Genomic DNA, 19325 nt, shown 5'->3' with positions numbered 1-19325 from the left:
CAGGAGGGTCGCCTGCGTCGGCAACCGCATCAGGTTACCGGATGGATGCCTGGCCTGCGTAATCGTGGGCTACTGCGAGTGTGCGCTGACGGCGTCAGCGTGCCGCGACGGGTTGCGGCGATACTGCTGGCTGGCGCAGCTTCGGCGGGCGCAGCCAAATCGGCAGCCAGCCCGGCGGCGCGTCGTCGGCCCGGTCGAAGACCCCGCCCGCCGGATCGTCCACTCGGCCGTGCCAGCGCACCAGGTCTTCGCCCGGCCGATAGATCTGGCGCACGACCAACACGCACAGCAGTACCACCGCGATGTCGCGCAGCAGCACCGCCGCGGTGAACCACTGCTCGGGCAGACCCCGGTTGGGGACGCTGTAGAGGTAGTACATCCGCGGCACCCACACCACCGCGTCGATCGTCATCCACGCCAAGAGAATCCGCCGGTGCGGCAAGGCGAGCACCGCCAGCGGCACCAGCCACAAGGAAAACTGCGGACTCCACACTTTGTTCGTCAACAAAAACGCGGCCACCACCAGAAACGTCAGCTGCGCCACACGCGGCCGCTGCGGCGCCGTCAGCGCGATGTAAGCGATTGCCGCGCAACACAATACGAACAGGAGCGTGACGACAGAGTTCAGTACCACCGGCGGTTGCCAAAACCCGAGCTGGGCGTCGAAACCCCGCCACCCGGTGAACGACTTGACGACATTGTAGAGCGAATCCATGTCGTCGCCACGGCGGGTATTGAGCCGGAAGAACTCCGACCAGCCCCGCGGAAACAGCAGCATCACCGGCAGATTCACCACCAGCCAGGTCGCCACCACCGCCGCCGCCGTGCGGATCACCTCGGGGAGCCGCCCAACCCGAAGCCCCAGCACCAGCAGCGGGAGCAGAAACACCACCGGATACAGCTTGGCCGCCACACCGAGGCCGATCAGTACACCGGCCAGCACCGGTCGCCGCCGAGCCCACGCCAGCAGCCCGCCGACGGCGAAAGCTGTTGGCAGCGCGTCGAAGTTGGTGAAGATCTGAAAGATCAGCAGCGGCGAGGCCGCCACCAGCGCCGCATCCCAGATCCGCCGGCCGGCCAGTCCTGCGCTGGCCCACACGGTCGCCAGCCAGGCCAGCGCCAGCCCGAAAGCGGCGACGTCGAAGAACACCACCACCTCGGCGACCACCGGCAGCACATGCAGTTTGCTCAGCGCGGTGTAGGTCTTGGCCAGCGCCATCGACGCGTACTGGTAGACACCGGTCAACACCGGATACTCCATGTAGCGCACCGCGGGCCGGCCGTCGTAGCGTGTCTGCGGTTTACCGGCCGAGTCGGTCTCGATCCAGCTGGACTTGTACGGAAACTTGCTCTGGCTCAACAGTTCCGCGCCGTAGAGCGGCACTGTGTCGGAGTAACACAACTGGTAGTAGGCACGCTGGTTGGACCAGTTGGCCACCCGCTGGTCGCCGGGCCCGGTGCCGGTGCTCTGCAGGCACGGTGCCTTGGTCAACCATCCCAACGCCAAGAACATCACCGCGATCAGAAACATCACTCGCAGCGGGGTCATAAACGGTGTGCGGCCGATCAGGGCGTGCCGGCCCACGGGGCCGCCGATCACTGTCGACAGCGCCGAGCCCAAAACGTCTGTGCGACTTGGGCAGTCGCGATCTTCGGCACTTCGCAAGTCAGCAGCCAACGGCTGCGGCGAGATCGTGGCGCGGCGGCTATCGGCGCCGGTCACGGCGGCGGTGGGGGCGCTTGGGGTCCTCCCGGTGCGGGGGCGAACGGGCCTGGTGCGGGGGCGAACGGGCCTGGCGCCGGCGCGTACGGACCTTGCCCGGGCGCGTAGCCACCTTGTCCCGGCGCGTAGCCGCCCTGCCCCGGGTAGGGACCCTGCCCCGGCGCGCCAGGACTTGGCGCCGGGGCGACGGGAACCGTGGTGGGCGGACCGACCGGGATCGTGATGCCCGGTGCCACTTCGATCGTCGGCTGAATGACGGTCTGCGACGGCGGCGCCTCCACGCGCGGTGGGGGCGGCGCGACCGGCACCCCGGCGTAGCCACCGATCTCTGCCGGTTTGGGGAACGACTCCGTCGGGGCGCCCTTCAGCGCGCCGTCCATGGTCGCCTTCCAAATGTCCGACGGCAGACTCGAGCCCCACACCGGCGACCCCCACTTGTTGACCAGCGGCTTGTCGCCTCTCACTGTGCCCACCCACACCGCTGTCGAAAGCTGCGGGGTGTAGCCGACCATCCAGGCGTCCTTGTTGGCGTCAGTGTCACCCAACTGCGTTGTACCGGTCTTGGCCGCCGAGGGCCGACCGCCGGCCAGGTTGTGCCCGCGCGAATACCCGGCGATCGGCTCCATTGCAGAGGTCACGTTGTCGGCGACGGCCTTGTCGATGCGCTGCTCGCCGCTGTTGTCCTGGGTGGCCGCATCGAAGAGCACCTGGCCTTCGGAGTTGACCACCTTTTGCACGAAATGCGGCGCGTGGTACACACCCGACGCCGCCAGGGTGGCGTAGGCCGAGGCCATGTCGATCACCCGAGTTTGATACTGGCCCAGCACAACCCCGTTGTTCGGCGGGCCACCCTTGCCGTCCTCGGATAGGGTGTGCGGCACGCCGGGGAAACTGGTGGCAATGCCGGCTTGATGCGCGGCGTCGGCGACATCCTGCGGGCCATGCTTGAGCTTGAGCATTAGTCGGTAATACGAAGTGTTCAGCGAACGCTTGAGCGCCTCGGCGATACTGCAGGTTCCGCAGCTTTCGCCCTCGACGTTGCTGATCTTGATGCCGTCGACGGTCAGCGGCCCGCTGTCCACCTGGTAACCCAGGCCGATGCCCTGCTCCAGTGCGGCGACTAGCGCGAAGACCTTGAACGACGACCCCGTCTGCAGCCCTCCTTGCGCGAAGTCGAAACCGTTGGCATCAGCACCGCCGTAGTAGGCCTTCACCGCGCCGTTGTGCGGATCGATCGACACCACCGCGGCGCGCATGTCGGGATCTTGCCCTTCGAGGTACGTCGACACGGCTTTCTCGGCCGCCTGCTGGGCCTGCGGGTCGATGCTGGTGGTGATCTGCAGACCCTGGGTATACAGCGTCTTTTCGTCGATGTTGAACAGGTCCATCAACTCTTTGGTCACCTGCCGCTCGATCAGACCGTTGGGCCCGGTGGTCTGGTTTTGCGCGCTGGCCACCTCGGGCGGAACCGTCGCCGGGAAGACCTGTTTGGCGCGATCGCCCGCGGACAACGCTCCGGTTTCCACCATCCCGTCGAGCACCCAGTTCCAGCGGGCAGTTGCCCCTTTGAGATTCACGGCCGGGTCGAGCGTGGACGGTCGCTGGATCAGCGCGGCCAACAGTGCGCCCTCAGCGACGGTGAGCTGTTCGACGGGCTTGTCGAAGTACGCCTTGGAGGCGGCGGCAATCCCGTACGCGCCTCGGCCGAAGTAGATGATGTTCAGGTAGGCCTGCAGCACATCGTCTTTGGGCCACTCCCCCGACATCTTCGTGGCGACCACGAGCTCTTTGGCCTTGCGGATCAGGCCACCGACTCCGGTGCGTTGCGAACCGACCAGCGCATTCTTGACGTACTGCTGGGTGATCGTCGAGCCGCCCTGCAGGTCGCCGCCGAACATGTTGTTCTTGACTGCCCGCGCGAAACCGGTGAGCGAAAAGCCGGGATTGGAGTAGAAGTTGCGGTCTTCGGCGGCCAGCACGGCGCGGCGCACGTGCACCGGAACCTGTTTGAGGTCGACGTCGACCCGATTGCCTTCGGGCGGAACGATCTTGGCGAGTTCCGAGCCGTCGCTGGCCAAGATTGTCGAGACTTGGTTGGTGCGGATGTCGCCGGGCCTGGGAACGTCGACCATCAAGTAGGCCATCGCGAAGGTGATGAGCGGCAACACGAACAGCACGGGCGCGGCGACGTAAAGACCCCGTCGCACCCATCTCCAGTCGATGTGGTGTAGCCACTCCCAATCGAGTCCTTGCAGCCATCGCCTCAGCTGCGCAAGCCCGGGCACCGGCGGCATAGGCGGGCGACCACCGGGCGAGGGGCCTCCGCCCAACATCGGGCGCGGGCGCCGCGGCGGTTGTGGCGGGCCTCCATCCAGGGCGGCTGCGACCTGTTCGATCGGCTCGCGCTGCGGGGCTTTGTGGCGGGTGCCGTCCAGCGCGGCCTTGACTTCTTCGATCGGGTCGCGCAGCTCGGGAGACGTGTCGTCGGTGACCGGCGGCAGGACTGTGGTCAGTCGGTCATCGGGCGGAATCGGGCGGGATCGTCGCGGCGGAGTCGGCGGACGGGCAGCACCGCCCGCTCCACCGCCGTCGTCGTTGCGCCTGGGCGCACCGCCGCCCGCCGACCTGTTGGGGACGTCAGTGGCTGGCCGGTCGTGGTGCCCTTCGTTATTCACTGGCCGTGCGGGCGCCGTTGCGCGCTGTCCGGGTGCCGCGCGAGCCCTTGGGTGGGCGTGCCGCGCCCAGCACGTACGACTTGACCAGGTGGTTCCAGCTGCAGGTCCGACATACCTCCACTACGTGTACCGAAAACTCGTCGAAACGGGATGCCAGCAGAACCAGCTCCTCGGTGGTGCGCGCCGAACCGGACACCGGCCCCAGATGGTCGCCGAACACCCAGGACACCAGCGTCAGCTGCTCTTTGCGGCAGATCGGGCACATGACCCGGCTGGGTTTCCCGTGGTATTTGGCGGCCCGCAGCAGGTAGGGGTCGGCGTCACAGACCTCGGAGACGCCGGTGCGTCCGGAGTACACCTCGGCCAGCAGTGAGCGGCGCCGCAGCGCGTAGTCCACCACCTGTCGCTGGAGTCGCATGTTGACCAGAGTACGTCCGCATGGCCGTTGTCGATATGTTGCGCGGAATACGCGGCGCTAGGAGGCGCTGACGTCACCGAGGTGCGGCAGGAACGCGGACCGCGCAGGGCCGGTCGTCTTGCCGTCGGCGTCCTCTCCCAGCAGGCCGCGGCGGGCCAAGATCGGGCGCACCTTTTCGCCGAAGGTGTACGCCTCCTCGAGATGCGGATAGCCGGACAAGATGAAGTGGTCCAGGCCCAGTTGGGCGTATTCGGTGATCCGGTCGGCCACCTCCTGGTGTGAGCCGACCAACGCGGTGCCCGCGCCACCACGCACCAGGCCCACCCCCGACCACAGGTTCGGGTAGATCTCCAACGCCCGCGCGTCCACACCCTGGTCGAAAGCCGTTCCGCCGCCGTGCAATTGACGCATTCTGCGCTGGCCCTCGGATTCCGAGCGGGACAGCGACTGTTGCGCAGCGGCCACGGTCTGCGGATCCAGGGCACCCAGTAACCGGTTCGCCTCCGCCCACGCCTGCTCGCTGGTGTCGCGGGAGATGACGTGCAACCGGATGCCGTAGCTCAGTTTCCGGCCGTGGGCACGGGCCAGGCGGCGGATCCAGTCGAGCTTTTCGCGGACCTGGCCGGGCGGTTCGCCCCAGGTGAGGTAGGTGTCGGCGAAGCGCGCCGCGACCTGCCCGGCACCAGCCGAGGAGCCGCCAAAGAAGATGGACGGCAAAGGATCTGGACGCCGCGCCAGGGCCGCCTGTTCTACCCGCAGATGTTCTCCGGTGAACGTCACCGGCTCGGTGGATGTCCATAGCTGCCGGACGATGTCGAGGAACTCGGCACAGCGGACGTAGCGCTGCTCTTTGGTCAGGAAGTCGCCGAACGCGCGCTGCTCGATGCTCTCGCCACCGGTGACGACATTGAGCAGCAGCCGTCCACCCGACTGCCACTGAAAGGTGGCCGCCATCTGGGCGGCCAGTGTCGGACTGACCAACCCGGGACGCAGTGCCACCAGGAACTTCAGCGACTCGGTGGCGTCGACCAGCATCGCGGTGGACAGCCACGCGTCTTCACACCACTGACCGGTAGGGGTGAGCACCGCCTCGAAGCCGTTGATCTCGGCGGCGTGGGCCAGCTGCGTCAGGTACCTCAAGTCGGCCGGCCGGTCACCGCGCATGGTGCTGCCGTGGCCGCCGGCGATCAGGTCGCGGGAATCCCCGTACGTGGGCAGGAACCAATGCAGATGTATCGACACGTGATCTAATTATGCCGCGTCGGCGTCGCGCGACCAGGCTTGCAACCACGCTGGTTGCAATGCGATCGTCGCCGTGGCGGCGCGGCAAACCCCGGCAACCCGGGCCAAAGACAGCGACCGGGAGCAGACATGCCGCGCGCTCGACGATGCGCTCAATGACGGCGAGCTGTCCAAGCAGTCTGACGTCAAGTCCACGTATCTGATCGTGGAGCCCTCGCGCGATCCGACCACGCCCGACGCATTGTCGCTATCGGCTTTTTCCGCTGATTACGGCAGCGGCTACATCGCGTTCGCCGGCGACGGCACGGTCAAACAGGTGTACTACCCCTCCTGACCTTCGCCCGGATCCGGCCTGTGCTTGAACGCAGTGCGAACGGAAGCTGGTGTGGTGGCAAATATATCGGGACGATAGTATTACCCGAGGCTGAGCCTCGATATGAAAGCGTCGTCATAAGCAGAGCAAAGGAGGTGACTCGATGCTGGAGCTGGCCATCCTCGGTCTCCTGCTCGAGTCCCCGATGCATGGCTACGAGTTGCGCAAGCGGCTGACGGGTCTACTCGGCGCCTTCCGGGCCTTCTCGTACGGCTCGTTGTACCCGGCGTTGCGGCGGATGCAGGCCGAAGGCTTGATCGCCGAGGACGCCGCCCCAGCCGGGACGCCGGTGCGGCGGGCCCGTCGCGTGTATCAGCTGACCGACGCCGGTCGGCGGCGCTTCGCGGAGCTGGTGGCCGACACCGGTCCGCACAACTACACCGACGACGGCTTCGGGGTACACCTGGCCTTCTTCAACCGCACTCCCGCCGAGGCGCGGATGCGGATTCTGGAAGGCCGCCGTCGTCAAGTCGAGGAACGCCGCGAAGGTCTGCGTCAAGCCGTGGCGCGGGCCAGCAGTTCATTCGATCGCTATACCCGCCAGTTGCACTTACTCGGGCTGGAATCCAGTGAGCGCGAAGTCAAGTGGCTCAACGAACTCATCGCCGCTGAGCGGGTGGCGCAAGGTCACGCCGAGCAGAGCTAGCTCCAGCCCAGCAACACGTCAACCCCACAGGTAGAGGTAAGGAGAACGCCTTATGAGTGAGCACCAGCTTTCAGAGGCGCCAGAGGCGCAGTCAGAGATCAGAGTCGCCATTGTCGGCGTCGGGAACTGCGCATCCTCGCTGGTGCAAGGCGTTCAGTATTACCAGGACGCTGACGAGACGTCGTCGGTGCCCGGCCTGATGCACGTACGGTTCGGGCCTTACCACGTCCGCGACGTCAAGTTCGTCGCCGCTTTCGACGTCGACGCCAAGAAGGTGGGTTTCGACTTGTCCGAGGCGATCTTCGCCTCCGAGAACAACACCATCAAGATCGCCGACGTGCCGCCCACCGACGTGGTGGTGCAGCGCGGCCCGACCCTCGACGGCATCGGCAAGTACTATGCCGAAACGATCGAGCTGTCCGATGTCGAGCCCGTCGACGTGGTGCAGGTGCTGCGCGACGCCAAGGTCGATGTGCTGGTGTCCTACCTGCCCGTGGGTTCGGATGAGGCCGATAAGTTCTACGCACAGTGCGCAATCGACGCGGGTGTGGCATTCGTCAACGCGCTGCCGGTGTTCATCGCGTCGGATCCGGTGTGGGCCAAGAAGTTCACCGACGCGTGCGTTCCGATCGTCGGCGATGACATCAAGAGCCAGATCGGCGCCACCATCACCCATCGCGTGATGGCCAAGCTGTTCGAAGACCGCGGCGTGCAGCTCGACCGCACGATGCAGCTCAACGTCGGCGGCAACATGGACTTCCTCAACATGCTCGAACGCGAGCGGCTGGAGTCGAAGAAGATCTCCAAGACCCAGGCCGTCACGTCGAACCTGCAGCGGGAGTTCAAGACCAAAGACGTGCACATTGGCCCGTCCGACCATGTCGGCTGGCTCGACGACCGCAAGTGGGCCTACGTGCGGCTGGAAGGCCGCGCCTTCGGTGACGTGCCGCTGAACCTCGAATACAAGCTCGAGGTGTGGGACTCGCCGAACTCGGCGGGTGTCATCATCGACGCGATCCGGGCCGCCAAGATCGCCAAGGACCGCGGCATCGGCGGACCGGTGATTGCGGCCTCGGCGTACCTGATGAAAAGCCCACCGCAGCAGATGCCCGACGACGTCGCGCGTACCCGACTCGAGGACTTCATCGCTGAGTAGGCGCTTCAGGTCGAGACTGCGGTGACAGCGGGGTTTCTGCGCCGCGGCGCGCTGTGGCTGCAGTTTGGGCGCGGTAGCCGCAGTCGCGGCGCGGCTCGTAAGGTCTACAGTCTGTGACCGAACTGTCCGACGACGAATTGGCGGCGCTGCCGGAATTCGCGTTGCTCGCCGAAAACGCCGAACAGGCCGGCGTGGACGGACCCCTGCCGAGCGTAGAGCGCGTCGACGTCGGCGCGATCAGCGCGCTGCGCTGGGGCGAGCGCCCGCCACGGATCGTGTTCCTGCACGGCGGCGGGCAGAACGCGCACACGTGGGACACCGTCATCGTCGGCTTGGGCGAGCCGGCGCTGGCGGTCGACCTGCCCGGACACGGCCATTCGGCCTGGCGTGACGACGGCGACTACTCACCGCGGCACAACGCCGCCACCCTGGCGCCCGTGCTGCGCCAGCTCGCTGCAGACGCCGAGCTGGTGGTGGGCATGTCGCTGGGTGGGCTCACCGCGATAGCGCTGGGCGCGGCGGCACCCGACCTGGTACGAGAACTGGTCCTGGTCGACGTGACCCCGTCGGCGTTGCAGCGGCACGCCGAGCTGACCGACGAGCAGCAGGGCACGGTCGCCCTGGTGCACGGCCAGCGGGAATTCCCCAGCTTCGCGGCCATGCTGGAGGTCACCACCGCAGCGGCGCCGCACCGTGATCGAAGGTCTTTGCGCCGCGGCGTATTTCACAATTCCCGTCGCCTCGATGATGGGCGCTGGACGTGGCGCTACGACAATATGCACACCATGCCCGACTTCGCCGGACTATGGGACGACCTGGCCGCCACCTCCGCGCCCATCACGTTGGTGCGCGGCGGCAAGTCGGATTTCGTCACCGACGAGGACGCCGACGAGTTGGCCCAGCGCGCAAGGGATTTCCGTGGCGTACACGTGGTCGAGAACTCCGGGCACTCGGTACAAAGCGACCAGCCGCTCGTTTTGGTCGAGATTCTGCGCGGAGTGCTCAGCCGCTAACGTGGTGCTATGACTCGTCCCGTCCGCATCGGCGTGCAACTGCAGCCGCAGCACGCTGCCCAATACCGCATCATCCGCGACGCGGTCCGCCGCTGTGAGGACATCGGCGTGGACATCGCGTTCAACTGGGATCACTTCTTCCCGCTCTACGGCGACCCTGACGGCGCGCACTTCGAATGCTGGACCATGCTGGGCGCCTGGGCCGAGCAGACGTCGCGCATCGAAATCGGTGCACTGGTGACCTGCAACTCCTACCGCAATCCGGAGCTGCTGGCCGACATGGCCCGCACCGTGGACCACATCAGCGACGGCCGCTTGGTTCTCGGCATCGGGTCGGGCTGGAAGAAGAAGGACTACGACGAGTACGGCTACGAATTCGGCACCGCGGCTAGTCGGCTCGACGACCTGGGCGCGGCGCTGCCCAGGATCAAATCCCGTCTGGCCAAACTTAATCCGGCGCCTAGTCGCGATATCCCGATCCTCATCGGCGGGCAAGGCGAGAAAAAGACGTTGCGGCTCGTCGCCGAATACGCCGACATGTGGCACAGCTTCGCCACCCGCGACACCTACCCGGCCAAGGCGGCCGTGCTGGCCGACCACTGTGCCGCCGTCGGCCGCAATCCCGACGACATCGAACGCTCGGCGGCCGTCGGCGGCGAGACCGGCGCCCGCGGCGGGGACGCGCTGATCGCCGAAGCGGATGCTCTCACCGGCCTAGGCGTGACACTGCTGACGGTCGGCTCTTCCGGTCCCGACTACGACTTGAGTGCTGCCGAGACGTTGTGCCGGTGGCGCGACAGCCGGTAGCGACGCCATCGGGCGAAAGGGGCCGCAAACGTGTGGCCCATGAGAAGCTACAGCGCGTATCTACTGGGCAAGCCGGGAGACGCCGATGCCGAAGAAGTACGGGGTCAAGGAAAAAGACCTGGTCGTCTCCCACATCCTCAACCTTGTGCTGACCGGCAAGCTGCGCACCGGCGACCGCGTCGACCGCAACGAGATCGCCAAGGACCTCGGGATCAGCCGCGTCCCCATCCAAGAGGCACTCGTCCAGCTTGAACACGACGGCATCGTGTCCACCCGGTATCACCGCGGCGCATTCATCGAGCGGTTCGACGAGGACACCGTCGCCGAGCACCATGAGCTCTACGGGATGCTCAACGGAATTGCCTCCGCGCGCGCGGCCGCCAACCCGACGCCGAGAGTTCTCGGTCAACTCGACGCCCTGCTGCGAGCCCTGCGGGCCTCCAAAGAATCACGCGCTTTCCTCGACGTTGCGGCGCAGTACCGGCGCACCGTCAACGACGAATACGCCGGGCCGCGGCTGCATGCCGCAATCCGGGCCACCCAGACCTTGATCCCGCGGGTGTTCTGGGCCACCTACCAGAACGGCCGCGACGAGCTGTTGCCCTTTTACGAAGACGAGACCGCGGCCATCCACCGGCGTGATCCGGATGCGGCACGCGCCGCGTGCGTCGGCCGCGCCGATGTGATGTGCCGCGTCATGCTGGCCGAGTTGGTTCGGCGCAGGGTGTTCGGGCCTTCCAACGGTGCCGGCGCCGGTTCTCCTCACCCAGTCGCGTTGTGACGACGCGCCGGTCGTGGCCGAGCGGTGCAGCGGCCGATACGTTTCGGGTATGAGCATGAACTTCGGCCAGCGCGGGCGATGTGTCGCGCGGGTGCTGGCGCTGAGCATCGCGGTGCTGTTGGTGGCCGGCCTCGGATCGGCCCCACCGGCGGCAGCCGACACCAACAATTGCGCCCCAGCCGGCACCGACAGCGCAATCGCGTTGCCGCGCAAACTGGCCACCGCCAAGCGTTCCCGCGAAGACAGGTACACGACTGCCGACGTCGAGCCGTTGAGCTCGGTTGACATCACCGCGCTGGGGCTGAAGACACCCGGCACCCTCACGGTCGGGACGTTGTCCGAAAGCCCGCCTGACACCTGCATCGACCCCGCCGGTCGGTTTACCGGTTTCGACAACGAACTGCTTCGCGCCATCGCGCGCAAGCTGGGCCTCAAGCTCAACTTCGTCGGCACCGACTTCTTCGGCATGCTCGCCCAGGTGGCCTCGGGGCGCTTCGACGTCGGCTCGGCATCGATCGCCGCCACCGACGCCCGGCGGCGCACCGTCGGCTTCACCAACGGCTACAACTTCGGCTACATGTCACTGGTCGTCCCGATCGGCTCACCGATCAGCGGATTCGACGACCTCAAATCCGGACAGCGCATCGGCGTCGTCCAGGGCACGGTGCAAGAGGCGTACGTCGTCGACACGTTGCATCTGCAACCGGTGAAGTTCCCCGACTTCACCACCCTGTACGCCAGCCTGAAGACCCGCCAGGTCGACGCGTGGGTGGCGCCGGCGATGGAGGCACTGAACACCGTGCGCCCCGGCGACCCGGCCGCCATCGTCGCGCACACCTTCAGCCCCGGTGATTTCGAGGCGTACGCGGTCGCCAAGGACAACCGGCCACTCATCGCGGCCTTGAACTCCGGGCTGGACGCAGTAATCGCGGACGGCACCTGGTCGCGGCTGTATTCCGACTGGGTTCCCCGGCCGCTGCCGCCCGGCTGGAAACCCGGCTCCAAGGCCGCGCCGGAACCCCACCTGCCGCCGTTCGCGGCGATCGCCGCGCGCCACCACCGGGCCGTCGAGGAGCCCGTCGCCGCCAAATCCACGCTTGCCCAGCTTCGCGACTCCTTCCTCGACTGGAGTCTGTACAAGCAGGCGATCCCGGTGCTGCTGAAAACCGGGTTGCCCAACACGCTGATCCTGACGGTCAGCGCCAGCCTGATCGGGTTGGTCATCGGGATGATGCTGGCGGTGGCCGGGATTTCCGGGTTGCGCTGGTTGCGCTGGCCGGCGCGCGTCTATACCGACATCTTCCGGGGATTGCCCGAGGTGCTGATCATCCTGCTCATCGGGCTCGGCGTCGGGCCGCTGGTGGGTGGGCTGACCAACAACAACCCCTACCCGCTGGGTATCGCCGCGCTCGGGCTGACCGCCGCAGCCTATGTCGGTGAGATCTTCCGCTCCGGCATCCAAAGCGTGGATACCGGTCAGCTGGAGGCATCGCGTGCGCTGGGGTTCAGCTATCCCGCTGCGATGCGATTGGTGGTAATCCCGCAAGGCATCCGGCGGGTGCTGCCAGCGCTGGTGAACCAGTTCATCGCCTTGCTGAAGGGCTCCGCGCTGGTGTACTTCCTCGGGCTGATCGCCGGACAACGTGAACTGTTCCAGGTCGGCCGCGACATCAACGCCCAGACCGGCAGCCTGTCCCCACTGGTGGCCGCCGGCATTTTCTATCTGGCGCTAACCATCCCGCTGACTCACCTGGTGAACGTGATCGACGCCCGGCTTCGCCGCGGTCGCGTTGTCGCCGAACCGCAGGACCCACTGGACCCGAGCTCGGTATCCGCGCAGGAGATGACGTGACGGAGCAGATCGAACGTCGCAAGCCAGTCTCGTTGGCGGGCAAGGATATTCACCTTTCCTTCGGCCCGAACACCGTGTTGCGCGGCGTGGACATCGACGTGCCGGCGGGCACCACGGTGGCGGTGATCGGACCGTCGGGTTCTGGCAAGTCGACGTTACTGCGCACCCTGAACCGGTTGTACGAACCCGACCGCGGCGACATCCTGCTCGACGGCCGGTCGGTGCTGCGTGACAACCCGGATCGGTTGCGGCAGCGCATCGGCATGGTGTTCCAGCAATTCAACCTGTTCCCCCACCGCAGCGTGCTCGACAACGTCATGCTGGCCCCGCGCAAGCTGCAGCGGCTGTCGGCGGACGCCGCCCGCAAGCTGGCCCTGGCGCAGCTGGACCGGGTCGGCCTGCGACACAAGGCGGATGCTCGGCCGGGCACGCTGTCGGGCGGGCAGCAGCAACGGGTCGCGATCGCACGTGCGCTGGCGATGGCGCCGCAGGTGATGTTCTTCGACGAGGCGACCTCAGCGCTGGACCCCGAGATGGTCAAGGACGTGTTGGCTCTGATCGCCGATCTGGGTGCCGAGGGTATGACGATGGTTGTCGTAACCCACGAAATGGGCTTCGCCCGGTCGGCTTCGGACACCGTCGTTTTCATGGACCACGGCAAAGTTGTGGAATCCGGGCCGCCGGCGAAAATATTCGACGCCGCCGAAACCGATCGATTGCAGCGATTCTTGTCCCAAGTACTTTGACGATGAAAACGATTTTTCGGTCTGCGAATGTCCCGTTAGGTTAGACTGGCGAATTATGGCAGAACGTGAAGCCAGCGCACCGGAACTGACGGAGCTGGCCGAGGGTCTACACCGCGCGCTGTCCAAACTCTTTTCAATCCTGCGCCGCGGCGATCCGAATATGTCCACCACTGGCGATTTGACGCTCGCGCAATTGTCGATCTTGGTGACATTGCTTGATCGCGGCCCGATCCGGATGACCGACCTGGCCGCGCATGAACGGGTACGCACCCCTACCACGACAGTGGCGATCCGCCGGCTGGAGAAGCTGGGACTGGTCAAGCGCTCGCGCGATCCCTCGGACCTGCGCGCTGTGCTGGTCGACATCACGCCGCGCGGATTGGCTGTTCACCGTGAGTCGCTGGCCAACCGCCATGCCGCACTGGCCGCGATGCTCAGCCAGCTCAGCGAGTCGGATCTGGACACGCTGACCAAAGCGCTGGCTCCGTTGGAGCGGCTGGCCAGCGAGGCCGTCAGTGCCGCGACGGCTGCTCCCGAATAGCCCTGAATCGCCGCTTTCTCAAGAGCTTTCGTTTCGTTGCTATGGCGTACGTTTCGCCGTCGGTTCGTAATTCCTTGCCAATGGCAATCTTTCACCAGCACTGTTTTTGGGGGCTGTGCTGTCGCGGGTGGATCAGCTCGGCTTAAGCTGGCTGGCATGGCCACTGCACTGATCACGGGCGCAAGCGGCGGTATCGGCTCGGCTATCGCCGAAGCGCTGGCCCAAACACATACCCTGCTGTTAGCCGGCCGGCCCTCAGACCGGCTGGACGCTGTTGCGCAGCGATTGCAGGCCACCGTGTGGGGGGTCGATCTGGCGGACACCAACGCAATCCAGAACTCGACGCCCGACCTCAGCGAGCTTGATGTGTTGGTGCACAACGCCGGCGTGTCGATACCGGCTCATGTCGGTGATTCCAAGATCGAGGACTGGCGGGCTACCTTCGACGTCAACGTCTTTGGCGCAGTCGCACTCACACTCGCTTTGCTGCCGGCGCTGCGGCGGGCAAGCGGCCAGGTGGTATTCGTCAATTCGGGGTCGGGCCGCAAAGTGTCACCGGGTATGGCCTCCTATTCCGCCAGCAAGTTCGCGCTGCGCGCGTTCGCCGACTCGTTGCGCGACGACGAGACCGGGCTGCGGGTCACCACGGTCTATCCGGGCCGGGTCGATACGAAGATGCAACGCGAGCTGGTCGTCTTCGAAGGCGGCGAATACAACCCGGCTCAGTTCCTGCGGCCCGAAACCGTCGCCGGGGTGGTCGCCCACGTCGTCAACACGCCACCGGACGGTCACGTCCACGAGGTCGTCATCCGGCAGCGCTGACGCGCATTGCGTGAACAGACGCAAAAGCACCCTGCCGCGAGCAGAATTCGGGGCTTTTGCGTCTGCTCGCCGAATTAGACGACCAGGTTGACCAGCCGACCGGGAACCACGATCACCTTCCTGGGCGTTGCGCCGGCCAGGAATGCCTGCACTTTGTCATCGGCCAAAGCAGCAGCCTCCAGGATCTCGGCGTCAGCGTCGGCAGCGACCGTGATGTGGCCACGCACTTTGCCGTTCACCTGCACCGGGTATTCGACCGTGTCCTCGACCAGGTAGTCGGGATCGGCCACCGGGAAGGGGCCGTGCGCCAGCGATGTGGTGTGGCCCAACCGCGACCACAGCTCCTCGGCCATGTGCGGGGCCAGCGGCGCAAGCATCAGCACCAACGGTTCCACCGCCGCTCGGGGCACCGAGTCGCGGTGCTCTTTGGTGAGGTGGTTGGTGTATTCGATCAGCTTCGCCACCGCAGTGTTATTGCGCAGTCCCGCATAATCGTCGGATACACCGGCGATGGTGCGGTGCAGCAAGCGCAGTGTGGTCTCGTCCACGGCCGCATGCCCGGCGACCCGCGTTTGCCCGGTGTGCTCGTCGATGACCAGCCGCCACACCCGTTGCAGGAATCGGTACGCACCGATGACGTCTTTGGTCGCCCATGGACGTGAGGCCTCCAGCGGGCCCATCGCCATCTCGTACACCCGCAGCGTGTCAGCGCCGTAGTTGTCGCAGATTTCGTCGGGCGACACCGAATTCTTAAGGCTCTTACCGATTTTGCCGAATTCCTGGAAAACTTCGATTTCGCCGCCTGGCCCTAGATAGAAGAACTTGCCGTCGCGTTCGATCACCTCTGCGGCCGGCACATACGAGCCACGGGCATCGGTGTAGGCGAACGCCTGAATGTAACCCTGGTTGATTAGCCGCCGGTACGGTTCGCAGGAGCTGACGTGGCCTAGGTCGTAGAGCACCTTGTGCCAGAACCTGGCGTAGAGTAAGTGCAGCACCGCGTGCTCGACGCCCCCGACGTACAGGTCGACGCCACCCGGGTCGTCCGGCCCGTGCTCAGCCGGCCGCGGTCCCATCCAGTAGGCCTCGTTTTCCTTGGCGCAGAACCGTTCTGAGTTGTGCGGATCGGTGTAGCGCAGCTCATACCATGAGCTACCGGCCCACTGTGGCATCACGTTGGTGTCGCGGGTGTAGGGCTTGAGCCCGTCACCGAGATCCAGTTCGACATGCACCCAGTCGGTCGCTTTGGCCAGCGGTGGAGACGGTTCGCTGTCGGCGTCGTCGGGATCGAACTGCACCGGCGAATAGTCCGGCACGTCGGGCAGTTCTACCGGCAGCGCGGCCTCGTCGAGCGCGTGTGGCCGTCCATCGCTGTCGTAGACGATGGGGAACGGTTCGCCCCAATACCGTTGTCTGGCGAAAAGCCAGTCGCGCAGCTTGTATTCGATGCGGGCCCAGCCGCGGCCGTCGGCTTCCAGTCGACGGGTGATCGCTTCCTTTGCGGCGGACACGTCCATACCGTTGAGATAATCGGAATTGACCAGTATCCCGTCGCCGGTGTACGCGGACTGCGAAATATCGCCACCTGCAATGACTTCGACGATCGGCAGTCCGAACTCATGGGCGAATTCCCAGTCACGCTGGTCGTGGCCGGGAACGGCCATGATCGCGCCTGTGCCGTACCCGACCAGGACGTAGTCGGCGATGAAGATCGGCACCTGCTCGCCGTTGGCCGGATTGGTTGCGTAAGTGCCGAGGAAGACGCCGGTCTTCGCCTTGTTTTCCTGACGTTCCAGGTCCGACTTCGCAGCGATGGCACGCCGGTATGCCGCGACGGCGTCGGCGGGCGTGACAGCATCGAAGGTCCACTGCGGATTTACTCCTTCTGGCCACGCGGCTGTGGCCAAGCGGTCGACCAGCTCGTGTTCGGGGGCCAGCACCAGATAGGTGGCGCCGAACATAGTGTCCGGGCGAGTGGTGAACACCTCGATGTCGACGGTTTCACCGCCGGATGCGCGCGCCGAGAACAGTGCCGCCGCGCCAGTGGAGCGACCGATCCAGTTGCGCTGCATGGTCTTGACTTTGTCCGGCCACTCCAGCACGTCGAGGTCGTCGAGCAACCGGTCTGCGTAGGCGGTGATCCGCATCATCCACTGCTGCAACCGTTTACGGAACACCGGGAAGTTGCCCCGGTCACTGCGACCCTCGGCGGTCACCTCTTCGTTAGCCAATACGGTTCCCAGCCCGGGACACCAGTTCACCATTTCTTCGGACCGGTACACCAACCGGTAGCTGTCGATCACATCGGCACGCTCACCGGCCGACAGCGTCGCCCAGTCACGGCCGTCGTCAAGCTGGCGCACACCGGAATCGAATTCAGCGACGAGCTCGGTGATCGGCCTGGCCCTGTTGGCGGCGGTGTCGAACCAGGCGTTGTAGATCTGCAGGAAGATCCACTGCGTCCACTTGTAGAACTCGACATCGGTTGTTGCGAAGCTGCGCCGGTTGTCGTGCCCGAAACCCAGCCGCCCCAATTGGCGGCGGAAATTTGTGATGTTCGCCTCAGTGCGGATACGCGGGTGAGTACCGGTCTGCACCGCGTACTGCTCCGCCGGTAACCCGAAAGCGTCGAACCCCAACGCGTGCAAGACATTGCGGCCGGTCATCCGGTGATAGCGGGCGTAGACGTCGGTGGCGATATAGCCCAACGGGTGCCCGACATGCAATCCCTCCCCGGAGGGATAGGGAAACATGTCCTGGACGAACAACTTGTCCTCCGGCACCGCCGAACCGTCGTTTGGAGCCAGCGAGCCGACCGGATTCGGCACGTGAAATGTGCCCATCCGTTCCCAATTGTCCTGCCAGGTCCGCTCGATACGGTCCGCCAACTCTGCGGTGTATCGGTACCGCGGAGCGTCGACGTCCACGTCGCTGGCCGCGGTGGAGCGGTCGGCCGTGGCGGGCGGGGATTCGGTCACGTCAACAGGGTATAAGGGCGCCCATGGGCGAGCCTTAGGCCACAGGTTGGTTTCGGTTGAATTGCGGACCGATCAGAGCTTGGTTCCAGGTCGATTCCAGGCCTTCTCGCCCGCGCTGCACGCTGGTTACAGTCAGCCCCTACTACCGCTGTTTGCCCGAGCGTTGGAAAGGATCGACGCACATGACGCAGGCCGCTCGCAGTTGGCGGATAGTGGCAGGCGGTGTAGCCGTCGGCTTCGCCGCTGCTGTGGGCTTTGCCACTGCCTCCGCATCCGCGGATCCCGTGCTTCCCCCGCGCCCGACTCCGGCACCGCCGCCGGTTACCCAGAACATCGTCGGCGGCGTCGGCAACAGCGCCTCGGCCGCATCCTTGCCGGTGGCGCCGAATCCGGCGTCGCCGGTGAGGCCGCCGGTCGGGCCCGTGGCCGGGCTCGTACCGGTGCCGCCCACGCTGGTTCCGGCTACCTCCGGGACGTTGCGCGACTACTTCCAGTCCAAGGGAGTCAAACTCGAGCCGCAAAAGCCGCAGGGCTTCAACGCGCTCGACATCACGTTGCCGATGCCGGCGGGCTGGACGCCGGTGCCCGACCCCAACGTCGCCGACCCATTCGTGGTGATCGCCAACCGATCTGGTGGGAGCCTCTACACCTCCAATGCTCAAGTCGTGGTGTACAAGCTCATCGGCGACTTCGACCCACGGGAGGCCATCACCCACGGCTTCGTCGACAGCCAGCAACTGCCCGCCTGGCAAACCACGACCGCCTCGCTCGCCGATTTCGGCGGCTTCCCGTCGTCGATCATCGAAGGCACCTACCGGCAGAACGACATGACGCTCAACACCTCCCGGCGCCACGTCATCGCCACCTCCGGCCCGGACAAGTACCTGGTGTCACTGGCGGTCACCACGGACGTCGCCCGGGCTGTGGCCGAGGCCCCGGCCACCGACGCGATCGTGAACGGATTCCGGGTGGCCGCGCCGACGGCCGGCCCGCCCGCGCCGGTGGCCCCGCCCGCGCCGGCCAACCCGGCCGTGTTGCCGATCGCGCCCGCTGTGGGCCGGTAGCTGACTGGGGCGGGCGCCCCGCTCGGCTCGGTTGGCGGCGCATCGTATGGTGTGGCCATGCTGATCGCCGGTGTGCTGTGTGTGTGCGTTGCGGTTGCGGTCGCCGCCGTGGGGCTCTGGTCGATCTCTCGCCCCGCTAGCGGCGACGTCGCTGCGGCGTTGATGCGGGCAGTCGCTCCGCCTCAATTAGCTGCCGCAGTCATGTTGGCCAGCGGCGGCGCTGGGCGCCTCGCAGCGAGCGCCGGTCGTGGTGATCCTGTGCGTAGTCGGTGCGGTCAGCACCCTGGCCGCCGGCTCGTGGCAAGCCGCGCGGTATGCGCTGAACAGCGAAGCGGCGCAGGCGAATTGCGAGGGCAGCTGCGCCGGGTGCGCGGTGCTCGACTGCGTGGGGCCGCCTCGCCCGTCGGCAGGCGCCTCGTCGCCGCGCCGCTAAAGCCGCTGTCCCACTAGGGGTTTAGTTATCGCGTGTCGGATGGCCACCGCGCAGG

At 66.1% G+C, this 19325-nt stretch carries 15 protein-coding genes and 2 pseudogenes; 12 read left to right on the top strand and 5 right to left on the bottom strand.

Going from position 1 to position 19325, the window contains the following annotated elements; translation table 11 throughout:
* Positions 1-94 precede the first annotated feature (94 nt).
* Genes G6N15_RS08670 through G6N15_RS08655 form a run of 4 tightly spaced genes read right to left on the bottom strand, consistent with a single transcriptional unit; the run spans position 95 to position 6058 of the window.
* A complete protein-coding gene (locus tag G6N15_RS08670) occupies positions 95-1723 on the bottom strand; it encodes a glycosyltransferase family 87 protein (RefSeq protein ID WP_083086907.1) in 1629 nt (542 codons plus the stop codon).
* Positions 1720-4398: a transglycosylase domain-containing protein gene (locus G6N15_RS08665; RefSeq protein ID WP_372506515.1), complete on the bottom strand. Its 2679-nt coding sequence runs from the start codon at positions 4396-4398 to the stop codon at positions 1720-1722. The genes G6N15_RS08670 and G6N15_RS08665 overlap by 4 nt, the downstream gene beginning before the upstream one ends.
* The gene (locus tag G6N15_RS08660; protein ID WP_083088092.1) at positions 4391-4816 is read right to left on the bottom strand and encodes a DUF5318 domain-containing protein; all 426 of its coding nucleotides are present in this window, start codon (positions 4814-4816) and stop codon (positions 4391-4393) included. Before G6N15_RS08660 ends, G6N15_RS08665 begins: the two co-directional genes overlap by 8 nt.
* Positions 4817-4873: 57 nt before the next feature.
* Entirely contained in the window at positions 4874-6058 is a 1185-nt protein-coding gene (locus G6N15_RS08655; RefSeq protein WP_083088091.1) for an LLM class flavin-dependent oxidoreductase, read from the bottom strand.
* 172 nt (positions 6059-6230) lie between these two features.
* On the opposite strand from G6N15_RS08655, the pseudogene G6N15_RS23150 reads away from it, so the two are divergent.
* From G6N15_RS23150 to G6N15_RS08605, 10 genes and pseudogenes are all read left to right on the top strand, one after another.
* Positions 6231-6392, top strand: a pseudogene (locus tag G6N15_RS23150) (hypothetical protein); the annotation flags it as partial.
* A gap of 142 nt (positions 6393-6534) precedes the next feature.
* The gene (locus G6N15_RS08645; RefSeq protein ID WP_083088089.1) at positions 6535-7077 is read left to right on the top strand and encodes a PadR family transcriptional regulator; all 543 of its coding nucleotides are present in this window, start codon (positions 6535-6537) and stop codon (positions 7075-7077) included.
* A gap of 52 nt (positions 7078-7129) precedes the next feature.
* The gene (locus G6N15_RS08640; RefSeq protein WP_083088088.1) at positions 7130-8233 is read left to right on the top strand and encodes an inositol-3-phosphate synthase; all 1104 of its coding nucleotides are present in this window, start codon (positions 7130-7132) and stop codon (positions 8231-8233) included.
* 113 nt (positions 8234-8346) lie between these two features.
* Complete coding sequence (locus G6N15_RS08635) at positions 8347-9246, top strand: alpha/beta fold hydrolase (RefSeq protein WP_083088087.1); 900 nt, start codon at positions 8347-8349, stop codon at positions 9244-9246.
* Between the two features lie 9 nt (positions 9247-9255).
* On the top strand, positions 9256-10053 hold the full coding sequence (locus G6N15_RS08630) for an LLM class F420-dependent oxidoreductase (RefSeq protein WP_083088086.1): 798 nt from the start codon (positions 9256-9258) through the stop codon (positions 10051-10053).
* A gap of 85 nt (positions 10054-10138) precedes the next feature.
* Entirely contained in the window at positions 10139-10834 is a 696-nt protein-coding gene (locus G6N15_RS08625) for a GntR family transcriptional regulator (RefSeq protein ID WP_083088085.1), read from the top strand.
* Positions 10835-10883: 49 nt separating this feature from the next.
* Positions 10884-12686, top strand: coding sequence for an ABC transporter substrate-binding protein/permease (locus G6N15_RS08620; RefSeq protein WP_083088095.1), 1803 nt, complete (start codon positions 10884-10886; stop codon positions 12684-12686).
* Positions 12683-13432: an amino acid ABC transporter ATP-binding protein gene (locus G6N15_RS08615; RefSeq protein ID WP_269473714.1), complete on the top strand. Its 750-nt coding sequence runs from the start codon at positions 12683-12685 to the stop codon at positions 13430-13432. Before G6N15_RS08620 ends, G6N15_RS08615 begins: the two co-directional genes overlap by 4 nt.
* A gap of 55 nt (positions 13433-13487) precedes the next feature.
* On the top strand, positions 13488-13973 hold the full coding sequence (locus G6N15_RS08610; RefSeq protein WP_083088084.1) for a MarR family winged helix-turn-helix transcriptional regulator: 486 nt from the start codon (positions 13488-13490) through the stop codon (positions 13971-13973).
* 156 nt (positions 13974-14129) lie between these two features.
* The gene (locus G6N15_RS08605) at positions 14130-14795 is read left to right on the top strand and encodes an SDR family oxidoreductase (protein WP_083088083.1); all 666 of its coding nucleotides are present in this window, start codon (positions 14130-14132) and stop codon (positions 14793-14795) included.
* Positions 14796-14869: 74 nt separating this feature from the next.
* Here the strand turns inward: G6N15_RS08605 and leuS are convergent, their stop codons facing one another.
* On the bottom strand, positions 14870-17773 hold the full coding sequence (leuS, locus tag G6N15_RS08600) for a leucine--tRNA ligase (protein ID WP_083088082.1): 2904 nt from the start codon (positions 17771-17773) through the stop codon (positions 14870-14872).
* Between the two features lie 182 nt (positions 17774-17955).
* On the opposite strand from leuS, the gene G6N15_RS08595 reads away from it, so the two are divergent.
* Positions 17956-18837, top strand: a complete 882-nt coding sequence (locus tag G6N15_RS08595; protein WP_083088081.1) for an LpqN/LpqT family lipoprotein — start codon at positions 17956-17958, stop codon at positions 18835-18837.
* Between the two features lie 57 nt (positions 18838-18894).
* A pseudogene (locus G6N15_RS22725) lies at positions 18895-19270 on the top strand (hypothetical protein).
* Positions 19271-19325: the final 55 nt, after the last annotated feature.

Source organism: Mycobacterium noviomagense (assembly GCF_010731635.1).
In the GTDB taxonomy this organism is placed as follows: Bacteria; Actinomycetota; Actinomycetes; order Mycobacteriales; family Mycobacteriaceae; genus Mycobacterium; species Mycobacterium noviomagense.
Note: the sequence above shows the minus strand (reverse complement) of the source record. Positions and strands in the feature narration are given on the sequence as shown.